General features: G+C 40.9%; 18 protein-coding genes. 10 read left to right on the top strand and 8 right to left on the bottom strand.

What is annotated here, in order from left to right; translation table 11 throughout:
- The first annotated feature begins 39 nt into the window (after positions 1-39).
- The 4 genes from EAX61_RS09010 (at position 40) to EAX61_RS08995 (ending at position 4571) form a co-directional block, all read left to right on the top strand.
- Complete coding sequence (locus EAX61_RS09010) at positions 40-1284, top strand: hypothetical protein (RefSeq protein ID WP_147448355.1); 1245 nt, start codon at positions 40-42, stop codon at positions 1282-1284.
- A complete protein-coding gene (locus EAX61_RS09005) occupies positions 1262-3064 on the top strand; it encodes a MutS-related protein (RefSeq protein ID WP_236642016.1) in 1803 nt (600 codons plus the stop codon). The genes EAX61_RS09010 and EAX61_RS09005 overlap by 23 nt, the downstream gene beginning before the upstream one ends.
- A 71-nt stretch (positions 3065-3135) precedes the next feature.
- Entirely contained in the window at positions 3136-3507 is a 372-nt protein-coding gene (locus tag EAX61_RS09000; RefSeq protein WP_121917354.1) for a VOC family protein, read from the top strand.
- 62 nt (positions 3508-3569) lie between these two features.
- On the top strand, positions 3570-4571 hold the full coding sequence (locus EAX61_RS08995; RefSeq protein ID WP_121917353.1) for a metal-dependent hydrolase: 1002 nt from the start codon (positions 3570-3572) through the stop codon (positions 4569-4571).
- On the opposite strand, the gene EAX61_RS08990 is transcribed toward EAX61_RS08995, so the two are convergent.
- From EAX61_RS08990 to EAX61_RS08975, 4 genes are all read right to left on the bottom strand, one after another.
- Positions 4568-4987, bottom strand: coding sequence for a response regulator (locus EAX61_RS08990; protein ID WP_121917352.1), 420 nt, complete (start codon positions 4985-4987; stop codon positions 4568-4570). The genes EAX61_RS08995 and EAX61_RS08990 overlap by 4 nt on opposite strands.
- 5 nt (positions 4988-4992) lie before the next feature.
- Entirely contained in the window at positions 4993-6405 is a 1413-nt protein-coding gene (locus EAX61_RS08985) for a sensor histidine kinase (RefSeq protein WP_121917351.1), read from the bottom strand.
- Complete coding sequence (locus EAX61_RS08980) at positions 6405-6953, bottom strand: response regulator (protein WP_121917350.1); 549 nt, start codon at positions 6951-6953, stop codon at positions 6405-6407. The genes EAX61_RS08985 and EAX61_RS08980 overlap by 1 nt, the downstream gene beginning before the upstream one ends.
- A 139-nt stretch (positions 6954-7092) precedes the next feature.
- On the bottom strand, positions 7093-7917 hold the full coding sequence (locus EAX61_RS08975; protein ID WP_121917349.1) for a helix-turn-helix domain-containing protein: 825 nt from the start codon (positions 7915-7917) through the stop codon (positions 7093-7095).
- Positions 7918-8070: 153 nt separating this feature from the next.
- Between EAX61_RS08975 and EAX61_RS08970 the strand changes: the two genes are divergently transcribed.
- Genes EAX61_RS08970 through EAX61_RS08945 form a run of 6 tightly spaced genes read left to right on the top strand, consistent with a single transcriptional unit; the run spans position 8071 to position 14848 of the window.
- Positions 8071-8982, top strand: a complete 912-nt coding sequence (locus EAX61_RS08970; RefSeq protein ID WP_121917348.1) for a dihydrodipicolinate synthase family protein — start codon at positions 8071-8073, stop codon at positions 8980-8982.
- Between the two features lie 50 nt (positions 8983-9032).
- Positions 9033-9296 carry a DUF1272 domain-containing protein gene (locus EAX61_RS08965; RefSeq protein ID WP_121917347.1) on the top strand — a complete coding sequence of 88 codons (264 nt, stop codon included), beginning with the start codon at positions 9033-9035 and terminating at the stop codon, positions 9294-9296.
- Entirely contained in the window at positions 9293-10792 is a 1500-nt protein-coding gene (locus EAX61_RS08960) for an aldehyde dehydrogenase (NADP(+)) (RefSeq protein WP_121917346.1), read from the top strand. The genes EAX61_RS08965 and EAX61_RS08960 overlap by 4 nt, the downstream gene beginning before the upstream one ends.
- A gap of 10 nt (positions 10793-10802) precedes the next feature.
- A complete protein-coding gene (locus tag EAX61_RS08955; protein ID WP_121917345.1) occupies positions 10803-12512 on the top strand; it encodes a DUF885 domain-containing protein in 1710 nt (569 codons plus the stop codon).
- A 54-nt stretch (positions 12513-12566) separates the two neighbouring features.
- Entirely contained in the window at positions 12567-13571 is a 1005-nt protein-coding gene (locus tag EAX61_RS08950; RefSeq protein ID WP_121917344.1) for a 4-hydroxyproline epimerase, read from the top strand.
- 23 nt (positions 13572-13594) lie between these two features.
- Entirely contained in the window at positions 13595-14848 is a 1254-nt protein-coding gene (locus EAX61_RS08945; RefSeq protein ID WP_121917343.1) for an NAD(P)/FAD-dependent oxidoreductase, read from the top strand.
- A 65-nt stretch (positions 14849-14913) separates the two neighbouring features.
- Here the strand turns inward: EAX61_RS08945 and EAX61_RS08940 are convergent, their stop codons facing one another.
- The 4 genes from EAX61_RS08940 to EAX61_RS08925 all read right to left on the bottom strand — a co-directional run bounded on the left by EAX61_RS08940 (position 14914) and on the right by EAX61_RS08925 (position 21696).
- Positions 14914-18015, bottom strand: a complete 3102-nt coding sequence (locus EAX61_RS08940) for an aminotransferase class III-fold pyridoxal phosphate-dependent enzyme (protein WP_121917342.1) — start codon at positions 18013-18015, stop codon at positions 14914-14916.
- Positions 18016-18205: 190 nt separating this feature from the next.
- Positions 18206-19309, bottom strand: coding sequence for a DUF4407 domain-containing protein (locus EAX61_RS08935; protein WP_121917341.1), 1104 nt, complete (start codon positions 19307-19309; stop codon positions 18206-18208).
- A gap of 203 nt (positions 19310-19512) precedes the next feature.
- Complete coding sequence (locus EAX61_RS08930) at positions 19513-20778, bottom strand: mechanosensitive ion channel family protein (protein ID WP_121917340.1); 1266 nt, start codon at positions 20776-20778, stop codon at positions 19513-19515.
- Positions 20779-21366: 588 nt separating this feature from the next.
- Positions 21367-21696, bottom strand: coding sequence for a hypothetical protein (locus EAX61_RS08925; protein WP_121917339.1), 330 nt, complete (start codon positions 21694-21696; stop codon positions 21367-21369).
- Between the last annotated feature and the right edge of the window lie 56 nt (positions 21697-21752).

The following is a 21752-nucleotide window of genomic DNA, read 5'->3' as shown; positions in this document are numbered from 1 at the left end:
TTGGTTTTTGCATCTTCGATATACCAATCAACCTTTTTTATGCGATTAAGTCACGAGTACCGCGAGCAATGGAGCACATCGAGTAAAGTTCTTTTTAGGCTTCTTTTTATTTACTTCTCCCTCTTTCTTTTCTTCTTTGTCGCTGGATCATTGCTCACACCTATCCTCGTAAAATTAGGCCAAGCCATAGGAAGCGAGGGACGACTGGAACGCTTTCCCACGGGGAGTGGTGACACGACTATGGCGTATCTCCAGCTATTATTTTTAGCCCTTATAACTCCACCGCTCACGATAATATGGAGTATTCTGGATAGAAAACGACCTTCTTACAATCAGTTTTTTTATTGGTTTTTAGTAATTCTCAGGATGTTTCTCATCCTCCAAATGTTCATTTACGGTTTTGCCAAAATCTATAAAGTCCAATTCCCCACAACATCCCTAGCACGGCTATTAATGCCTATAGGCGATATGTCACCTATGGGACTTGCGTGGACATATATGGGACACAGCGAGGGGTTCAATATGTTTGTGGGAATTATGGAAGTGCTGGGCGGATTGTTGCTCATCCCACGTAGGACGCAAACGCTGGGCGCATTTATCACAATAGGAGTGATGACGCAAGTGATGATGATGAATTTCTTTTTTGATATTCCTGTAAAGTTACTTTCTGCCCATCTTGTGATAATAGCACTCATAATTTTTCTGGCAGACTGGAAAAGGTTCAGTCAAGTCTTCATTAAAAACGAGACTGCTTCATCCCTAAAATATTACGAAGTCTCTCGAGATCCGCACTACAAGAAACTCATCTTCTGGTTTAAAGTTATTGTCGCTTCCATTCTTATTGGTTTAATGTGTTGGCAGGGATATTCCAGAGAGCGCAGTTTTGGGGACAAAAGAGAGAAACCCGAGTTGTATGGGATTTGGGAGGTTTCCACTTTCGTAAAAAATGCAGATACCCTACCACCACTCCTCACAGATCAAAACCGCTGGCGATACCTCATCGTAGACCGAAAAGGAAGCGCAACCATAAAATATATGACTGACAAAATGGTCTGGTACGACTTTGAAGTAGACAAACCCAACCAAAGCCTATCCATTTACAGAAAAGTAGACAGTACAGCGGTAAATACCTTTAAATTTGCACGCAGAGATTCTACATTGCACATCGACGGTATTTTTTATAAGGATACATTACGTGTAGATTTTAAAGCAAAGGACCTCTCAAAAATTGAGCTCCTTAATCGTGGTTTTCATTGGGTAAATGAAACTCCTTACAACAGATAATTTAAGAATGCAACAACCTGCTTCATTTTATAAAATACAACTTAAGTCACACAAGACTACCCTGAGCACACTCAAGAAAAAGCTCAACCTTTCTAGTAGTGTTCGATTACTGCTATTTATAGGAATAGGTGTGATGGTATACTTTACTTTCAACACCCCAAAGCTCGCTGGTGTGATTGCGATAGCAGGAATTGCATTCTTTCTATTTCTAGTGACCCGTCACGCAAAACTTAAATTACAACGTGATCTGACGAAAGCCCTTATAGCTATAAATACTAAGGAATTGCAAGCGCTGGAAGGAATCTATCAAAACTTCCCAGACGGCAACCAGTTTTACAATCCAGAGCACTTTTACAGTCAGGATATAGACCTCTTTGGGCGAGGGTCATTTTATCAATATGCAAATCGTACGGCGCTCGAGAGTGGTGCTCAGGTTTTTGCAGATACACTTCTTGCTAATGATATAGACCATATTCCAGAGAAACAGGAAGCCATAAAAGAACTCAGCAACCTTCCAGAGTGGCGACAAAGATTCTCGGCTATTGCAAGTCTTGTAAAAACAGAAATTCCAGCAGGTGATGTCGTAAGTTGGCTTGATAATTACAAACCGTTTACTCCCAAACACATAAAAACTATTGCGCGTATTTTCGGCATACTCTCAGTACTGATTTGTGCGCTTTATGGGTTCAGTATCATAAGCGGGTATTGGGTGTTTGTGATTTTTGGTCTTGGCCTCTTTATCTCTGCGCGATTTATGGGAAAGGTGAGTATGTTGCACAACAAAGCTTCAGAGGTACAAACTACCTTTCAGCAGTATGCGCAATTGTTGTTTGAAATTGAGGAGCAGGAATTTTTGAGTAGTACGCTTTCGCGAAAGCGTAAAAAAATTATTTCTACAGACCGTTCAAGTTCTGGAATATTAAAAAAATTTTCGCGTTATCTGGATGCACTCGATCAGCGCAATAATGTACTGGTAGCGGTTTTTGTAAACGGATTTTTCCTGCGCGACCTTATCATTGCAAGTAATATCGAGCAATGGATTAAAACGTATGGTCAAGATGCCGAAGTATGGTTTGAGACCATCGCGTTTTTTGACGGATACAATAGCTTAGGCAACTATGCCTTTAATCATCCCGAGCACACCTATCCAGAAATTACAGATTCAAAAACGACCATTCACGCTACAGAAGCAGTTCACCCGCTTTTAAAAGCAACAACGGCCGTTCCTAACGACATAGCTATAAACCGAAATGAGTTTTTTATTATCACAGGTGCAAATATGGCGGGTAAAAGTACCTTCCTGCGCACGGTAGCGTTGCAGATTGTTATGGCAAATGCTGGTCTACCCGTAAGAGCGACAGCTACTACATACACACCCATAAAACTCATCACGAGTATGCGCACCACAGATAGTCTTACGGATGATGAGAGTTACTTTTTCTCAGAGTTAAAACGCCTTAAGTTTATTGTAGATGCGATTAAAGAAGATGAATACTTTATCATTCTGGACGAAATATTGAAGGGCACAAATAGCACGGATAAGGCTACAGGTTCTCGCAAGTTTGTGGACAAGCTTGTTCAAGGTGGTGCCACGGGAATTATTGCCACGCACGACTTAAGCCTGTGTGAAGCGTCAGAGACTTTACCAGAAGTAACAAATTATTACTTTGACGCCCAGATTATAGACGACGAACTCTTCTTTGACTACACCTTTAAAAAAGGGATTTGTCAAAATATGAATGCCAGTTTCCTACTCAAGAAAATGGAAATTGTTGATTAAGCCATTTTGACTTTACACAAGCGGTTCAATCTTGTTTGTTTAACTTTAACTCCAATCCAAATCCATAGATTATGAAACTAGGAGCATTTTCGGCAAGTTTGAGTGTGAAGGACTTGCAAGTATCTCAGGAATTTTATGAGAAGTTAGGATTTTCAGTTTTTGCTGGTGATCCAGAGCACAACTACCTCATTATGAAAAATGGGAATGCGCTCATTGGACTTTTTCAGGGAATGTTTGACCAGAATATTTTAACCTTTAATCCAGGTTGGGACGAAAATGCAGACCCTGTTGATACATTTGATGATGTAAGAGCAATTCAAAAAGACCTAAAAGCAAAAGGATTAACATTAGAAAGAGAAGCAGATGAAGATGGCGAAGGCCCAGGAAGTATCGTACTTTCTGACCCAGACGGTAATGCTATTCTTATAGACCAGCACGTTTAAATGAGAGCATTTAAAATGTCCAAGGCCCCCATTACATTATATAACCCCATAATTAAAAAACATTGGACAGTCTTACACAAATAGTGCTCGGCGCCGCGGTGGGCGAAGCCGTTCTTGGCAAGAAAATAGGAAATCGTGCGATGCTCTGGGGTGCCATTGCTGGAACTATACCAGATCTAGATGTCATTGCGCGCTACCTTACAGACACGATTACGGCTACAGAAATGCACCGTGGTTTTAGCCACTCCATAGTTTTCTCCATCTTGATGGCTCCTATTTTAGGTTGGCTCGTGCATCAAATCAAGAAACGACCTGATGTCGGCTGGAAAGGATGGTCTTGGTTGTTCTTTTGGGGACTTTTTACGCATCCGCTTTTGGATGCTTTTACGACTTGGGGAACGCAACTGTTTTGGCCTTTTGAAACACGGCTCGCATTCAATAATATTTTTGTGATTGATCCTTTGTATACGCTTCCGTTCTTGACGTGTGTGATTATTGCAATGACGAGGAGGCGAGGTACGCTTTCGCGAAAGCGTATAAACAACCTCGGTATATATTTAAGCACCGGCTATCTTGCCATTACCTTATTGCTCAAGTGGGTCGCACACACAAAAATCACCGAAGCTTTAGAAAACCAAAACATTGCATACACGCAAATTTCTACCCGTCCTGCTCCTATGAACACTGTCTTATGGAATGCAAATGTGGATGCTGGAGACAACTATTTGATTGGGGACTACTCGTTATTTGATAGTGAACCAGTCTCATTTAAAGCATACCCAAAAAATCGTAAAGCCTCAGAAAAACTTGCAAGTCGTGATGAGGTAAAGCGTCTCATCAATATTTCTGAGGGGTGGTATATTCTAGAAAAAGAAGATGGAACGTGGATATACAATGATCTCCGTTTTGGGTTAATCCCAATAGATCCTGAGAATCCTCAATTTGTATTTCGCTATAAATTAACCGAAGAAAACGGCACCATCATCGCAACCGAAGATCGTCCAGAAACTGAAAATATGGATGCTGTTTTAGGAACGCTCTGGGAGCGTATTAAAGGGAATTAGTCTTCAAAATTTTGAGGAAAATGACCTTTTATGACTTTCATCAAATTTTCTTCGGTAAGCGGCTTGTTATCAAAATGCTGTAAGAGTTTAAACCCTGCGGCCTTTTCTCTATCTACTGGAGAGGTAGATGTTGTAAGCATTGCAATGACAACGTCTGCCTTTTGTATATCTTCCAGCTTCTCGTAGTGCTCAAGAAATTCCCAGCCGTCCATCCCTGGCATATTGATGTCCAAAAATATCAAACTAGGACGTGGATAATTCTCATTGATCAACGTCTTGAGGTAATCTATACCCTCTTCGCCAGAATATTTGATTGTTATCTTATCTGTAACCTGTGCTTTTTTAATTACTCTAGAATGTACGAAGTTGTCCGACTCTGAGTCGTCTATCAAAAGGATTTCTCTTAATTTTTTCATATGATCTATTTTTTAAGGGTAAATTTAAAAGTGCTGCCCTCGCCTAATGTAGAAGTCACACTTATTTTACCGCGATGTAATTCTATAATTTTTTGACAAAAGGCAAGCCCTATTCCCGTACCCTCGTAGTCCTTAGCACTATGAAGACGAGTAAACATATTAAAAATTTTATCGATATGTTCTTCCTTAATCCCTAGGCCGTTGTCTATAATTTTAAACTCGTGGAAGCTCTTAAGTTCTTTATAAGCGATGTGAATTTTAGGTGATCGCTCTGGTGGAGTAAATTTAATGGCATTGTTAATCAAATTCATAAACAATTGCCTAAGTTCAACAGGATACCCGTTTACCTTAGGGAGGTCATCTTGAGTGATAACAACTCCTCTTTCATTTATACGAACGCTAAGATCTTCTTTAATATTTGTAATTAATTCGTTGAGAAAGACATCTGCTTTCACACCAGACTTACCTAATCTACTATAATTAAGAAGCCCCGTTATCAAATCTTTCATCCTAGAAGTAGCACCTTTTATAAAACCAAAGTACTGACCTGCTTCTTCATCCAGCTTATCCTTATATTCCTCTTCAAAAATATCTATAAAATTATCTACTGTTCTTAACGGCTCCTGTAAATCGTGAGATGCTATGTATGCAAATTGATTGAGCTGTTTGTTCTTATCCTCCATCTGGAGTAGCAAATCTTCGTTTATTAAAACTTGTTTTTCTTTCTCTTTTATTTCCTCATCTCGTGAAGTAACCATATCAGACAACATATCGTTACTTTCTTCCATCATTAGGAATAATGGAAATAATCGTTTTCTCAACATAAAAAGGCTGAAAAACATAATACCTAAACCAATTATAATTAAAATTAGGCCAATGATGTAAATCAAGTCTGCGGTAGATTTACGCTCTTCTAAAAGCATATTTTCTTCCATAAGCATCGTATCTCGTAGATTCTCAATACTTTTTATAAGCCCTTTTACTTCATCTCTATTACTCCTGTTTATATTTTCACTTGCAGACCCAACTACATAACTTTTTATATTCTCATCCATAATGAGAATACGCTCGTTGATGAGTTCATTTAAAGTCGATAATGACTTCATTTGCACATCATTATCCTGAATTTTTGATTGAAGCACATCAATTATAGGTTGAATTTTATTTATCTCAACCTTATAGTCAATTCTATATTCTTCATCCTTAGTAAGGATATATCCTCGGTGTAAGCTTTCTGCTTTAATAACCTTCTCTGAAAGATTAATAATCGTAGACTTAACTTCACTTGTATGCGTAACCCAATCTTGAGCATATTGTGATGCAAAATACATTACCGCCACCATTACAACTACAGAAAGGGTTGCAAAAAAGCTGGTGTAAATGGACTTTATAATCTTATCAGAATGTTCGTGTTCCATTAACGAAAAGAGAGGAATTTAAGGACTTTGTCTTTAAAAGACTCTAACGCCATTTTATCTTCGGCAGCTTCATAATCATACTCTCTCAAAAAATCAGAAAGCTCTTTTGCCTTGGCTTCCTTGTCGTGCTGGCGCTGTAAACGCTCCATAAGCTCCTGCTTTTCCTGTATGAATCTCTGGAAAAGGGGCTCTAGTTTTTCACTAAGATTAGAAAGATTTTCCTTAAGAAAAAATGCTGATGCGCCTTCCATAATAAGTCTAGCGGCCTTTTCCTCATTGTTAAGGTTTCCAGTAATAATAATAACAGGGATTTCCTTGTTAAATTCTTTTACAGCTTTTATTACATCAAAACCTGTAAACCCTACAAGGTTAAAATCACTTATCACAATGTCTGGCACCATTTGTTTGAGTGCCACAGAAAGAGACAGCTCTTTATCTGAAATACTAATTTCTGCATTGCTACAAAATTTCTTGATCTGTTTCTGAACTAAAAATGCATCCGACACAAGGTCTTCTACAATTAAAATACGTAAAGGAGTATCTATCATAAGGTAAGTATTGATTGGTGATCAGTATACCGCGTAAAGATAAACGTTAAACAAAATCACCTACCTTTTTAAATCTTAAGATTTTCAGAAAAGATTTAACATTTGAGGTATAATGTAATTGTATCAGAAAAATAGAACACTATTGACCTCTAAACTGCGTTGGCACCGTTCCTTTTAACTCTTTAAAAGTGCGATTAAAATGAGATAATGTCTGGAATCCAGATTGTTCTGCAACTACTGCGACGGGGAGTTCTTTACTGGTAAGTAGCAACTCACAGGATTTCTCTACACGCAACTCCATAAGAAACCGGAAGTAGGTTTTATTCGTTCTTTTCTTAAAGTACTTGCAGAAGGCATTGGGCGTCATTGTGGCAACTTCGGCAACGTCATTTAAGGTAATTTGTCTTCGATAGTTCTCTAGCGAATATTCAAAAATTGCGCTCATTTTTTTACCCTCTTTTTCGGAAAGCATTTTATCCTGCACAAATTGAGAAAGATGTTCCCCTTTGGCCACCTGAAGGACTGCGACTAAATCAATAAAATGTTTCAGCTTGTGCATTCCTTGAGCACTTGCGATACTCTGAAATAATATATTTAGAGCTGGTGTGGTGGTTGTTTTAAAGCCCGCTTTCGCGAAAGCATAAAAATCCCCAATCCCCTTCCCTTCATCTAATTGTAAAAACAAATCGCCGAAGGCCTCAACACTAAAAAAAACAGAATGCATCATCGCCGAAGTATCTGTATTGCGAAAAACGTGGGGTTGCTGCCCACCTATGATGATAACATCTCCCGCGCGGTACGTATGCACCGCATCACCTACTAAAAGCGTTCCTTCTCCCTTTATAATCAAGCTTATCTGCACCTCTTTATGTTGATGTAAAAAACCATACAACGACCCACTATCTACTTGAAATAGTAGTGCAGCGTTTGAGGGTTTGGGTATTTTAAAAGGCAGAACTTTCACGCATCAAAGATACTTTTTTAACTCAATAAGAACACTATAGTTGATTTTTGGATAATTTACGCATAGTAATGGATAATTGGAGGGGAAAGATTGAAACCTCGAACTACTATTTTTGACATAGAAAACCTACCAACAAAATTTACATTTTACACTATGATACAATGGAAAGGCGTGATGCCCGCAGTAACCACAAAATTTACAGATAACGACGAGTTAGACCTAGATATGTTTGCCGTAAATATAAAAGCACAGTTAGACGCTGGAGTTCACGGGATCGTCCTGGGCGGAACATTAGGAGAAGCCAGTACACTGGAAGATCACGAGAAAAGGACTCTAACTACAGAGACTGTAAAACTTGTAAATGGTAAAGTGCCTGTGCTCATAAACATTGCAGAGCAAACGACTAAGGGCGCCATTGCCGCCGCTCAAAAGGCGCAAGATGATGGAGCAACAGGTTTAATGATGTTGCCTCCTATGCGCTACAAAGCGGGCGATCACGAAGTGGTCACGTATTTTAAAGCAGTGGCAAATAGTACGGACCTACCCATTATGGTATACAACAACCCTGTAGATTATAAGATTGAAGTCACGCTGGATATGTTTGACGACCTGCTTAAGTGCGATAATATTCAAGCCGTAAAAGAAAGTACTCGGGATATCTCAAATGTGACGCGTATCAAAAACAACTTTGGCGATAGGCTCAAAATTATGACAGGTGTAGACACGCTCGCATTAGAGTCATTACTTATGGGTGCAGACGGATGGGTTGCAGGACTTGTATGCGCATTTCCAGCAGAAACAGTTGCGATTTACGAACTTCAAAAAGCTGGAAAGATCAAAGAAGCACTAGAAATATACAGATGGTTCCTTCCCTTGCTAGAGTTAGATATAAACCCGAAATTAGTACAAAACATAAAACTGGCAGAAGTCCACACGGGAATCGGCACAGAAACAGTTCGTGCACCTCGACTTCCATTATCTGGTGCAGAACGTGAGCACGTGCTTTCAGTCATAAAAACTGGAATTAAGAATAGACCAACGTTACCCGATTATAAAAATCTGTAAGATTCACTTCTCCACTCTTTGGGGCGGAGGAACGAGAAATTTAATCTATAATGTTAGAGATAAGACCCTCTTGTGAACATTGTGACAAATCATTACCCTACGATTCAACAGAGGCAATGATATGTACGTTTGAATGTACGTTTTGCAAGGACTGTGTGGAAAATGTTTTACGCAAAATTTGCCCTAATTGCGGTGGTGGTTTTGAAAGGAGACCCGTTAGACCAAAAGAATTACTAGAAAAATATCCCGTTTCGACGAAGCGGGTTTACAAGCCCGTAGATATAGAGGCACATAAAAAGAAACACAACTTATGATAACAGGAAAAAATCAAATAGGTTTTAATCAAAGTGCCCAAGGCTCAAAGACCTATCACACTATAAATCCAAAAACAAACGCTACTAATCCTACTACATTCCACGAAGCGACGCAATCGGAAATTGATACCGCTTGCGCAAAAGCAAAAGATGCCTTCACTTCCTATTCCAAAACTACAGGTACTGAACGTGCCAAATTTTTAAGAACCATTGCCTCCGAAATTGAAGCACTAGGCGAATCGCTCATCCAGATGTACACTACCGAAAGTGCATTGCCAGAAGGAAGGGCTAATGGAGAGCGAGGACGCACCCTGGGCCAACTCAGAATGTTTGCAGACCTTGTAGAAAATGACGACTGGCGCAACCCCACCAAGACTGGAGAAAACAATGGGCTTAGAAAAGCCTTGATCCCTATCGGACCTATTGCCGTTTTTGGAGCTAGTAATTTCCCATTGGCATTTTCTACAGCAGGAGGAGACACGGCTAGTGCCCTTGCTTCTGGGTGTCCCGTAATTGTAAAGTCACACCCTATGCATTCAGGAACAGGAGAAATGATTGCCACAGCAATTACAAAAGCGGCGCAATCTTGCGATATTCCAGATGGAGTTTTCTCAAATCTAAACAGTTCTGGGATTGAAGTGGGAGAACAACTCGTAAAACATCCAGCCATAAAAGCGGTTGGTTTTACAGGAAGTCATAAAGGCGGGAGGGCGCTGTTCAATTTGGCAGCAAAACGGGATTCCCCCATCCCGGTTTTTGCCGAAATGGGTAGCATCAATCCCGTCATAATTACCACAAAAGCCATCAAAAAAAGAGGTGCCGAACTTGCCGAAACCTATGCAGGTTCCATTACGATGGGCGCAGGACAATTTTGTACAAACCCAGGACTCATTCTTACAGTAGTGAGCGACGAAACAACCGCCTTTGTTCAAGATCTTGCAGATAAGACCGCCGCGCTAGATGCACAATGTATGTTAGGTCCCAACATTGTAAAAACATACGTAAAAAATACTCAGGAAATGCAATCTCAAGAGGGCTTAAAAATAGTTGCTACCACCCAGAATGCATCGGGAGATAATATGGCTCAAGCACAAATAGCAACAGTTTCTGGAAAGCATTTTCTTAAGAATTCCACCTTACAGCAAGAGGTTTTTGGCCCTTTCTCGCTCGTTGTTCAGTCGCAAGATACAGATGAGCTCCTCAAAATTATTCACACCTTAGAAGGACAGCTCACGGCAACCCTGATTGCCGAAGATGAAGAATTAAATGAATTACAAGAAATCACAACAGGGTTACAAGAAAAAGTGGGTCGTATTATTTTTAATGGTGTTCCCACAGGAGTTGCCGTGGAGGATGCAATGACACACGGTGGTCCTTATCCTGCGAGTACAGACAGCCGGTTTACGGCGGTGGGGAATCATAGCATCCTGCGCTGGGTACGTCCGTTTAGTTTTCAGGATTTTCCTGAAGCGCTGTTACCAGAGTATTTAAAATAATATCAATATTATGAAAGCAGTCAATACCTTTTTGCTAGCACTATTTTTTCTTCCACTTTCGGCGCAGACGGCCTCGGAGCGACTTTCGGCAGTAATTGATACGGTTCAAAACCGAAATAGTGTGGACTATGGGAAGTACCCTATGGGACTGTTTTCAAAAAAGGTGTTTGAAGATGATGCCGCTTTTGCGAAAGCGCAACTTGCAACATTAAACGCCATCTCGCCAGAATCATTGACCGAAACAGAATCGATATCGCTAGAATTGCTCAAATTCAGACTGCAGGAAACCATAGATTATTTTGAATATGAAAGCTATCTGAATCCGCTGTTGTCTGACTCTGGATTTCATAGTAGTTGGAATTATATGGTACGCCCCATCACAAGTTACGAGCAAGCAAAATCCTATCTCAACAGACTCAATGCGCTTCCAGATGTAGTCGAGCAGTATTTGCCCTTGCTACGCGAAGGATTAGAAAAAGGAATGTCGCAACCTCGCGTTATATTTAACGGTTATGAAAGCACCTACGACTCTCAGATTGTAGACGATCATAAAACGAGCTTTTATTATGAGCCTTTTCTGACATTGCCGAGTACGCTTTCGCGAAAGCAAAAAGATTCACTTCTCGCTCAAGCAAAAGTGGCTATAGAAAAGAGCGTGGTTCCTTCCTTCAAGAAAGTAAAGACCTTCTTTGAAACAGAATATTTCCCAAAAACACGAACATCCATAGGCGTATCTGACACGCCAAACGGCAAGGAATACTATCAAAACCGCATCAACTATTACACAACGCTAGACATAACCGCAGACGAAATTCATAACAAAGGATTATCCGAAGTTGCCCGTATCAAAGCGCAAATGGAGGACATTATCAAGGAGGTAAACTTTAAAGGCTCCTTTGCAGATTTCCTACAATTCCTGCGTACAGACGAGCAATTTTATGCAAAAACACCAGAAGAACTTTTAATGATTGCCCGGGATATGGCAAAACGAGCAGATGCGCAATTACCTAGATTCTTCAAAACACTACCTCGCAAACCCTATGGTGTTGCCCCCGTACCAGATGCCATCGCTCCCAAATATACAGGAGGTCGCTACGTAGGAAGTGCAAAGGGCAGCACAAGCCCAGGATATTATTGGGTAAATACTTACGACCTACCAAGCCGGACATTATACACATTGCCAGCGCTTACCGTACACGAGGCTGTTCCTGGACATCATTTACAGGGTTCGCTCACACAAGAATTGGGCGATAGCATACCGCAATTTCGACGTAATATGTATGTAAATGCGTATGGCGAAGGCTGGGGACTCTACTGTGAATACCTCGCCGCCGAAATGGGAATGTACACCACGCCCTATGAGCGTTTTGGCCAACTCACCTACGAGATGTGGCGCGCTTGCCGTCTGGTAGTCGATACTGGAATACATGCCAAAGGCTGGACCCGCCAGCAGGTGGTAGATTATATGTCTCAAAACACAGCGCTGTCCATACACGAAGTAAACACAGAAACAGACCGCTATATCTCGTGGCCCGGACAAGCACTTGCCTACAAAATGGGCGAACTCAAAATTAGAGAACTACGAACACTTGCCGAGGAAGAATTAGGAGCACAATTTGACATCCGAGAATTTCACGAGATAGTGCTGGAGCAAGGTACGGTGACTTTAGCTATTTTAGATAGACGGGTTCGGGAGTGGATTGAGAAGGAGAAAAAATAAAAAATTAGTATAACCTTGATGAGATTTCCGCCTTCGCGGAAATTTAATAAAACTATGAAACACACCTTCACCTGCATAGACGCCCACACTTGTGGCAATCCTGTGAGACTTGTAGTACAAGGAGGCCCACAACTCATAGGAAATACAATGAGTGAGAAAAGACAACATTTCCTCAAAGAGTACGACTGGATACGCAAAGGGTTGATGTTTGAGCCTCGCGGTCACGATATGATGAGTGGGAGCATTCTTTTTCCACCTCACGATCCAAAAAATGACTTTGCGATACTCTTTATTGAGACTTCCGGCTGTCTCCCTATGTGCGGTCACGGTACGATAGGTACGATTACGATTGCTATAGAAGAAGGAATCGTAAAACCTAAAACCCCAGGGAAAATCAGGATGGAAGCTCCCGCTGGTCTTGTAGAAATTGATTATCAGCAAACTGGAGATAAGGTAGACTGGGTAAAGCTCACAAATGTTCCTTCCTTTCTTGCGGCTAAGGATTTAACCATCAAATGTCCTACTTTGGGCAAGATCACTTTTGACGTTGCTTATGGTGGGAATTATTATGCGATTGTTGATCCTCAAGAGAACTTTTCTGGCGTTCATGACTTTCGCGCAAGCGAGATAATTTCATTGAGCCAAGTGCTGCGCGAACTGATTAATAAAAAATATCCCAATCAATTTATCCACCCAGAAAATCCAACTATAAAGGATGTTACTCATATGCTGTGGACAGGAAACCCAATAGATATTACTTCAGACGGGCGCAATGCCGTTTTTTATGGAGATAAAGCGATTGATCGTAGTCCCTGTGGGACGGGAACTTCGGCGAGGCTGGCTCAATTGTATGCTAGAGGAAAACTAGAAATAGGACAACCTTTTGTACACGAAAGTTTTATAGGGTCGACTTTTGTAGGACGGGTGGAAAAAGAAATGACTTTAGGAGTATATAAAGCCATTATCCCGAGCATTCAGGGATGGGCGAGGGTATATGGACATAATACAATCACAATAGATGAAGAAGATCCGTATGCGTTTGGGTTTTCGGTGATCTAATTAAGACTGTAATTTATAGATAAGTGGCAGTTCAAAAAAACATAATAGTAGTAGGTGGTGGCATCATTGGTCTTTCCTGTGCTTATTTTTTAGAAAAATCTGGACATCAGGTAACCGTGATTGACGCCTCAAAAATGGATGGCGGAGCCTCCTATGTAAATGCGGGATATCTTTCCCCCAGCCACCTCGTACCGCTCGCAGCACCTGGAGTGATGAAGCAAGGGATAAAGTGGATGTTTAATCCTAAAAGTCCGCTGTACATAAAGCCACGATTGAATCCTGATTTTATAAAATGGTCGCTGGCTTTTAATCGGTCTTGTAATGCGACTCACGTACGCAAATCTATTCCTGTGATGAAGGAAATTGCGGTTTTGGGCAGGGATTTGTATCACCAAATCAAGCAAGAGGAAGGTTTTAATTTTCAGCTGGAGAAGAAAGGATTACTAATGCTTTGTAAGACGGAACAGGCCTTACATCACGAGGATGAACTCGCCCAAATTGCAGTAAAAGAAGGGCTTGTTGCACGCACTATTTCGGCAAAGGAGGTTCAAGAAATGATGCCAGATACTACGCTGGATATCGTGGGTGCTTCCTATTTTGAATGTGACCACCATACTACTCCGGGTGAATTTATGAGGGAGATGAAAACGCATCTTTTAAAGAAAGGTGTTATCATTCGGCAAGAGGAAAAGGTTGTGGATTTGAATACTGATAATGGCAAAATTACTTCCGTCATTACAAATAAAGAAACATTAAAAGCAGACGAATTTGTCCTTGCGGCTGGGAGTTGGACGAGTACGCTTTCGCGAAAGCTAAACCTCAAACTACTCCTTCAAGCAGGAAAAGGATATCGCATACAGACTACAAAAGAAACGGGAATTACCTACCCTTCTATTCTCGCCGAAGCTAAGGTCGCCATCACACCTATGAATGGATTTACCCGTTTTGCGGGAACAATGGAAATCGCGGGAATAAATCACAGCATCAACAAAAAACGTGTAGACTCCATCGCCGAAGGTGTATCAAAATACTTCCCAAACGTACACGTCACCTCCGAAGAAAAAAGTGACGCCGCCTGCGGATTGCGTCCTGTTTCTCCAGATGGGATGCCCTTTATAGGTAAGAGTGAGAAATGCAAAAACCTTACGATTGCCACAGGGCACGCGATGATGGGCTGGAGTCTGGGTCCGAGTACGGGGAAATTAGTGCAGGAAATTATAGATGAAGCATCTTTAAGTATGGGGATTGATGCTTTTCATCCAGATAGGAAGTTTTAATCTGCGAATTAATTATTCATCACAGGTGCGGAATTAATTTCGCACCTGTGATGATTTTGTGCATTTCATACACGCATAAAATCCTCTTGAAACACCTTTCTCAAATAATAAAGCAACGTCTCCGCATTCTCTTTTGAAAACACCATAGGTGGTTTGATTTTAATCACATTATGGTCTGCACCATCTGTGCTCATAAGGATGCTGTGTTCCTTCATTCTGTTTACGAGATAATCTGCATGGTCTGGTAATGGTCTCATCGTAGTGTCTAGCAGTTCAAAACCTAGAAATAATCCTTGTCCTCTTACGTCTGCAATGATCGGGAAATCTTTGGCGAGATTTTGTAATTCGGTTTTTAGGAACGCACCTACATCAAACGCGTGTTGTTGAAGATTCTCATTTCTAACAGTATCTAATACTGTTTTTCCTATCGCGCAGGAAACAGGGTTCCCACCAAATGTATTAAAGAATTCCATCCCGTTTGCAAAAGCATCTGCCACTTCTCGAGTACAGGCGACGACTGCAAGTGGGTGCCCATTACCTATAGGTTTTCCTATGGTTACAATATCTGGAACCACATCGTGCAACTCAAATCCCCAAAAGTTTTTTCCCACACGACCTACACCAGTTTGTACCTCATCAGAAATACAAATACCTCCCGCTTTTCTAACTGCGTCAAAGGCTCCTTTTAAAAACCCTTCTGGAAGTTCAATTTGCCCTCCACAGCTAATGATACTCTCTATGATAAACGCTCCTACACTTTCGTTTTTGTTATGAATGTTTTTAATACAATTCTCAACTTCAGCCAGATATTTTGCGCCAGCGTTTGCCCCTCGATGTTTTCCTCTAAAAGCGTCTGGCAATGGAAAAATATGGGTGAAATCTGGAGCTCCCGTCCCTCCTTTTCCATCAAATTTATAGGAGCTTATATCCACAGTCATATTTGTATTCCCGTGGTAGCCTATTTCTGAGGCGATCACTTGCCGACTTCCCGTTACTGCTCTTGCCATTCGGATAGCGAGTTCGTTTGCCTCACTTCCAGAATTTACAAAATGCAAAACAGAAAGTTCTGATGGAAGCGTTTCCAGCAAAGCCTCAGAAAAATCTACAATATTCTGATGCAGATATCTTGAGTTTGTGTTTAGGACTGCCATTTGATCGCGCCCTGCTTCCACCACAGCCCGATGCTCGTGACCTACGTGCGCTACATTATTTACAGTATCCAGATATTTTCTTCCGTTCTCGTCCAACAAGTATGCCCCGTTACCCCTTACGATATGGAGCGGCTCTTTGTATTGCAGGCTCATTCCTCGGCCTAGATGCTCAGAGCGGTAGTTTTTAATATGCTCTTTTGAAGGTTGTTTTTTACGCTTTACCGCTTCGCTCTCCCTTTGGTCGTGAATCTCGCAAGCTCGATTTCGCGAAACCTGTGCTGAGCGGGGTCGAAGTAGCGTATCTATCCCAAACAACTGCATCGGGTCGGGACAGATACTTTGCCAACTCTCAATCTCGTGCTGAAAGGCTACGCCAGGAAAATCATCTACATAATTTAATAGCGAAAGATGCACCTGAAAATGCAAATGTGGCGCCCAAGCACCGTTATCGTCCGGTGCGCCTAAATAGCCTATGCATCCTCCACTTTTGACAAGATCGCCTACGCGCACAGCCTCCGTAATCACTCGAGACAAATGACCGTACAAAGTGTAAAATGTAAGTTCGCCTTCTTGGTGTTTTAGAATAATAAGACCACCGTAGTTTTTATGCTGTTTTTGGTAGGTTGCCGTGACCACTTCTCCTTCTAAAATAGCGTGCACAGGAGTTCCTGCTGGAAGCCAAAAGTCTACCCCTAGATGTACGCTCCTACTCTGATTTCCATAATCGCCTTTTGTATCAAAACTATCATCAGTATAGAGCGGTCTGGGTTCTAGGTATCCGCCTGCAATAATTTTATCTGGCACCTCCTTTTGTAGTTGATCTATTTTATACTGAAACCAGTCTAGATTATTGAAGTCTATTTCGTGTCCTATCCAAGTGCTGAAAACACTTAAATCCAGCGGATGCACTTCGGTTCGATTAATGGTCGGGAAAAGTTGTTCTAAATTAAAATCTTGTTGTGAGATCCATTCGTCAAACGCTCTTCTTGATGGGTGTGGCGTGAGACCGCATATTTCGCGAAAGCGCACCAAAGCAAATTCCTCGTCTATCTTTTGCCATTTTTTCAATGCTTCCCAAGCAGGTTGCTCGCTTACAAAATGATACGTGTTTTCAGGTTCGGAAAGACGATTCATTGCGGCTTTTGTGACCGTGGTGGCCAGCCGCATCTGGATGGTGATGTAAAGATGCTCTAGCTCTGCCTCAGTTAGTATGCATTGCTCGTGATATCCATTTATGAGTGGTAAAATTGCTCGCAACGGCTCCAGATGCCCCATACTTGCATAAGCACAGGCGATGCCTAGATCATTAATGCGCTGGGTGTAAATTGCGTCGCCAAAATCTATAATTGCCGCTACCTCAGGTTTTCTAACATCTGTAGAAACTAAGATGTTATTCTCGTTTGCATCATTATGTACAACCTGTTTTGGCAATTCCTGATAGGTCGTTTGTACTTCATCAAATCTAGAAACTAGACCAGAAACGATTGCTAATTCCTCTCCATTAAAAAGAGACAACTTTTCCTTTATCCAAAGGGATTGCGCAGTATCCCAAGCTAACTCCCGATGTGCAAAAGGATGGTCAAATCCCGCGAGAGCCATCGTGATGTCTCCTGCTTTACGACCCAAACTTAGAGTGAGGTTTTCTGTTTTAGGATTTACGTGATTCCACAAACGACCGTCTATCCAAGTGATTAATCTAATGTAGCGACTGTTTCCTTGCTCATCTTTAAGTTGCAATAAATCCCGATTATTTAAAGTATTTTTTACTCGGGGCGCAGGAATATTGGGCCGCGTTTTTTCTAGATATTGTAAAAGTGCATTCTGAAACTCGAGTTCATCAGAATCCGTATTTGGACGTGATATTTTTAGAATAAAGGTGCCTCCATTATCAGAAACGATTTTAAAATTCTGGTCGAGTTCGCCTGGTAAAATGGTCGCTTTACCCTTCAATCCATAATTATTATTTAGGATTTCTGTTACTTGTGCAGTTGAAAAAACGGTGTGAGTAATGGCCATATAAATACATCGATTTTATATAGCCAAGATATACAATCAAGAAATGTTTGAAAAGTAAATTGACTACAACAATAGTACTTTTAAGGCAGATAGATTCATTCACAATATGCAAGCCCAATCGAGTTCTCGACTGCGCTCGAACAGACGCGCTAAACTGAATATTTAATTGCGCTCAAACGGAGAGGTTACTCTAGCCCAAAATCTTAGTCTGCCTGCGATAAAAGGCATCTTGCTGGCGTTTCATAATTTCTTTTGCCATTTTCTTTTTGTAGTTGTACAGTTCCTCATCATTTGCAATGTCCGTGTAGATGCGGTCGTTAAGGATATGGTCCGTTTGTGTGAGAACCTTGCGCTGTGCGGCCTTCTGAGCGCTCCACTCCTTAATGGTCATCTCGTGGTCTGCAAGTTTAATATCGTACTCGCCCATAGGGGAGATTAGTTTTGAGAAAATGGGTGCGGTTTCAATCGCCAGAAACAATAAGAAAATAAAGAGTGATGGCAACCATGGCAATTCGTTCATAGCATCGATGCGTGCCATCAGTCCATCAAAGTTGTTGATAATAGGCTGGCTGGTACTCACTGCGGTGTTAAATTCATCTCTTAACCCTATTTTTTCCGCTTCCGCGAAAGCGATTTTCTGCGCGTTTTCTGCTTTGAGGGCCGTGAGTTCGGCTAAAGCGGCGTCGTGCTTGTCTCGCTTTTCTTGATAGACGGGACCTTTGCCCAAAAGTTCTGTGCCTGCGGTTCCTTCGGCTTCGGCGATGTAGATGTCGTAGAGGTTATTTACTTCGGTTTCTTTAGTGGTGATTTCAGATTTTAAATCGGCGATTTGAGCATCCAGTTTGTTTGTTTCAGGTGTGAACTGCGCTAGGATTTCGCCCTGGTTCTGAACGGTAAACTCATTTTTTTGCGAAAGCATTACCCTGTCAATTTCCTTTTCAAAAATTTTAAGTTCTAGTGGTTTTGAGATGACTATTGCGATTATAACCGCGAGGATTAATCGCGGGATGGCCATCCCGAACTCCTTCCACCATTGATTGCGTTTTTTTAGTGTCGAAACAATAAAACGATCTAGATTAAAGATGACAAATCCCCAAAGGATGCCAAATAAAATAGCACGATAGATGTTGTCAAAAACAGTAAAAAGTGCGTAAGTAGCCGCAATGGTTGCGAGTACGGCTGTAAAGAAAACGGTGGCGCCTATGCCTGCGTACTTTGTTTTTTCGCCTCGGGAGCAAGTGTCGAGCACGTCACGGTCTGCTCCAGAGCAGAGGATAAAGAAGGATTGGATCATAACTTTGGTTCGTTAGGTTGGTTTTGTGTGGCTTCTTTAAAATTTTCGCGTAAGCGAAAGAAAAATCCACAACAAAAGATTGATTGATGAATAATCACGACAAGTTATCATAGCCAGACAAGCTCATTGTGAGACTATAAGAACGCAAAAAAATATAAAATGTTACAGAAGATGATCCAAAAAGTAATTTCCATCGTATGGAGCTACTCCATCTCCCCTGGCACGAACGGCGCTTCTTTCTGACTGCTTGGATATTCGAAAAGCTCAAGATCAAAGTAAGGGACTGCTGCTAGAAAATGGTCAAAGAGATCTGCCATTATATACTCGTAGTTTTCCCACTTTTTGTCTTTACTAAAACAGTATACTTCTAGAGGAACACCCTGTGCCGTAGGTGCTAGCTGGCGACACATTAACAGCATTTCCTTGTGGATGGCGCTGTGACCTTGAATATAGGTTTCCATGTATTTACGGAAAACGCCTACGTTTGTGAGATTTGTACCGTTAAGCAATAGCGACTTATCCGCATTGCTCTCTTCATTCATCTTATCTATTTTATCCTCCATATTTGATAAGTAGGAAGACACGAGATGGATTTTTTTAAAACGCTCTATTTCATCATCAGAAAGGAACTTGATGCTGTCTTGTTTAATGAGTAGTGAACGCTTAATACGGCGACCTTCACTATCTGTCATCCCGCGCCAGTTTTTAAAAGAGTCGGCAATAAGCGCGTAGGTCGGGATGGTTGTGATGGTCATATCAAAGTTTTGCACCTTAACGGTTGCAAGATTGATCTCGATCACATCGCCATCTGCTCCATATTTATCGAAGGTAACCCAGTCTCCTATACGTACCATATCGTTTATGGACACTTGAATACTGGCTACAAAACCAAGAATCGTATCCTTAAAAATCAATAATATAATTGCTGATGCCGCCCCAAAAGTGGTAAGCGCCTCTTTAAGGGAAATAGGCGTCACTAAACTGATAGCAAAGAATATCATAAACACCCAGGCAAAGATCATAAAGACCTGGATATAACTGTCTATGGGTTTATCTCTTAGTCCGGGAACTGTCTTAAAATAGTCTCTAAGCGTATGGAGGAAGGCCCTAATAATACGCAATGCAAGCACAATTCCCACCAATGTGAGCATAATAGAAAATAAGCGGTGGGTCTCTGGAAAATCGATGAGTACCACTGGCAACAAAACCAAGAGCATATACAATGGCAGAAGATGCGCCACCCGTCTAGGTGCTCGATTCTTGATGAGCAAATCGTCAAAATTCGTTTTAGAACGTTTAGAAATCCTGTACGCCACGCGACGCAACACTTTTCTAAATAGCGTATCGACAACAATGACAAGCGTCATAAGGATTATCCCTAGAATAAGTGCATTTATATACTTTGCACCATTCTCTGAAAGACCCAAGTTTATAAGATAATCGTAAAAGAAGTGCCCGATTTTTTGCATTGAATTATTTTAGGCAAAATTACATATCTTGTTATGGATAGCAGTATGGTTATTGCTTATTCATAGGGAATTAATATAAGTTTAAGAACTTAGGGATTTCCTATTGCTTTTGTTTTTTTAATGGGAGTCCGCTTGCGCTAAAACACAACTAGATGTTTTTCTATAGAGCATTTTATTTCAATTTGTGCCTACTTTGATCCAGTTTTCGGCTTGCCCGTTTTATGGTGAATGCTATTTTTCTTTTTCGTCTTTTAGTTATTAAATCCGTTATTGAGTGATTAATTCAATGAGAAATCTACCCGCGACAAGACTCGTTTTGTCAATGATTGATAGCAGATATTTACTGAATTGTTTTTCGCTCGTAAGGAGCTATTACCTTCGTTCGGGTCAGAAAGACGTTGCCGTATCCGTCGAAAGAATTTGATCATTGTGGTGGTGGTTATCACGCCAGAGGAGGGAACTGCGTGTATAAATATGTGTAAATAAGATTCTTATGTTTTTCTTCTTTTATAAGATTACTCATCAAAAATGTAAAATACATTTGAATAGCTCTACCTTGTTGGACAGAAGTCGCATCGTAGAAGCATCTTAATATAAGATATTGTCTAGAATCTCATCGACAATACTTTCTCGCATCATCATCTTATTATCTGTCATAAAAACCTGATGTACTTCTTTCTTAAATTGTCCCAGCTCCATAGCGGTGTAATGGAGCCACGATACATTTTTCTGAATTTTATATAGGCCCTCATCTTGGGAATCCTTGAGGATTTCTTGGTGCATTTTTTCAAAAGTTTCCGTATCCACTTTTGACTTGATAAGGTCTAGCTGCTCCTTAGATATATTATTATCTGCCTTAGCGCAAAGCAGTAAAGTGTAGATTTTTAATTCTTCCTTAGTCCATTGATTATTGTTCATAGTCGTGCATTTGAGTTTATATGATAAATACAGTATCGCTAGACAAGGAGTGCCCA

Source organism: Dokdonia sinensis (assembly GCF_003688895.1).
GTDB lineage: Bacteria > Bacteroidota > Bacteroidia > Flavobacteriales > Flavobacteriaceae > Dokdonia > Dokdonia sinensis.
This window is presented reverse-complemented; position numbering and strand designations above follow the sequence as displayed.

Coding starts and splice junctions, on each gene's coding strand:
- EAX61_RS09010 (WP_147448355.1), top strand. CDS start 40: ATGCGATTAAGTCACGAGTACCGCGAGCAATGGAGCACATCGAGTAAA.
- EAX61_RS09005 (WP_236642016.1), top strand. CDS start 1,262: ATGAAACTCCTTACAACAGATAATTTAAGAATGCAACAACCTGCTTCA.
- EAX61_RS09000 (WP_121917354.1), top strand. CDS start 3,136: ATGAAACTAGGAGCATTTTCGGCAAGTTTGAGTGTGAAGGACTTGCAA.
- EAX61_RS08990 (WP_121917352.1), bottom strand. CDS start 4,987: ATGAAAAAATTAAGAGAAATCCTTTTGATAGACGACTCAGAGTCGGAC.
- EAX61_RS08985 (WP_121917351.1), bottom strand. CDS start 6,405: ATGGAACACGAACATTCTGATAAGATTATAAAGTCCATTTACACCAGC.
- EAX61_RS08980 (WP_121917350.1), bottom strand. CDS start 6,953: ATGATAGATACTCCTTTACGTATTTTAATTGTAGAAGACCTTGTGTCG.
- EAX61_RS08970 (WP_121917348.1), top strand. CDS start 8,071: ATGATACAATGGAAAGGCGTGATGCCCGCAGTAACCACAAAATTTACA.
- EAX61_RS08965 (WP_121917347.1), top strand. CDS start 9,033: ATGTTAGAGATAAGACCCTCTTGTGAACATTGTGACAAATCATTACCC.
- EAX61_RS08960 (WP_121917346.1), top strand. CDS start 9,293: ATGATAACAGGAAAAAATCAAATAGGTTTTAATCAAAGTGCCCAAGGC.
- EAX61_RS08955 (WP_121917345.1), top strand. CDS start 10,803: ATGAAAGCAGTCAATACCTTTTTGCTAGCACTATTTTTTCTTCCACTT.
- EAX61_RS08950 (WP_121917344.1), top strand. CDS start 12,567: ATGAAACACACCTTCACCTGCATAGACGCCCACACTTGTGGCAATCCT.
- EAX61_RS08940 (WP_121917342.1), bottom strand. CDS start 18,015: ATGGCCATTACTCACACCGTTTTTTCAACTGCACAAGTAACAGAAATC.
- EAX61_RS08935 (WP_121917341.1), bottom strand. CDS start 19,309: ATGATCCAATCCTTCTTTATCCTCTGCTCTGGAGCAGACCGTGACGTG.
- EAX61_RS08930 (WP_121917340.1), bottom strand. CDS start 20,778: ATGCAAAAAATCGGGCACTTCTTTTACGATTATCTTATAAACTTGGGT.
- EAX61_RS08925 (WP_121917339.1), bottom strand. CDS start 21,696: ATGAACAATAATCAATGGACTAAGGAAGAATTAAAAATCTACACTTTA.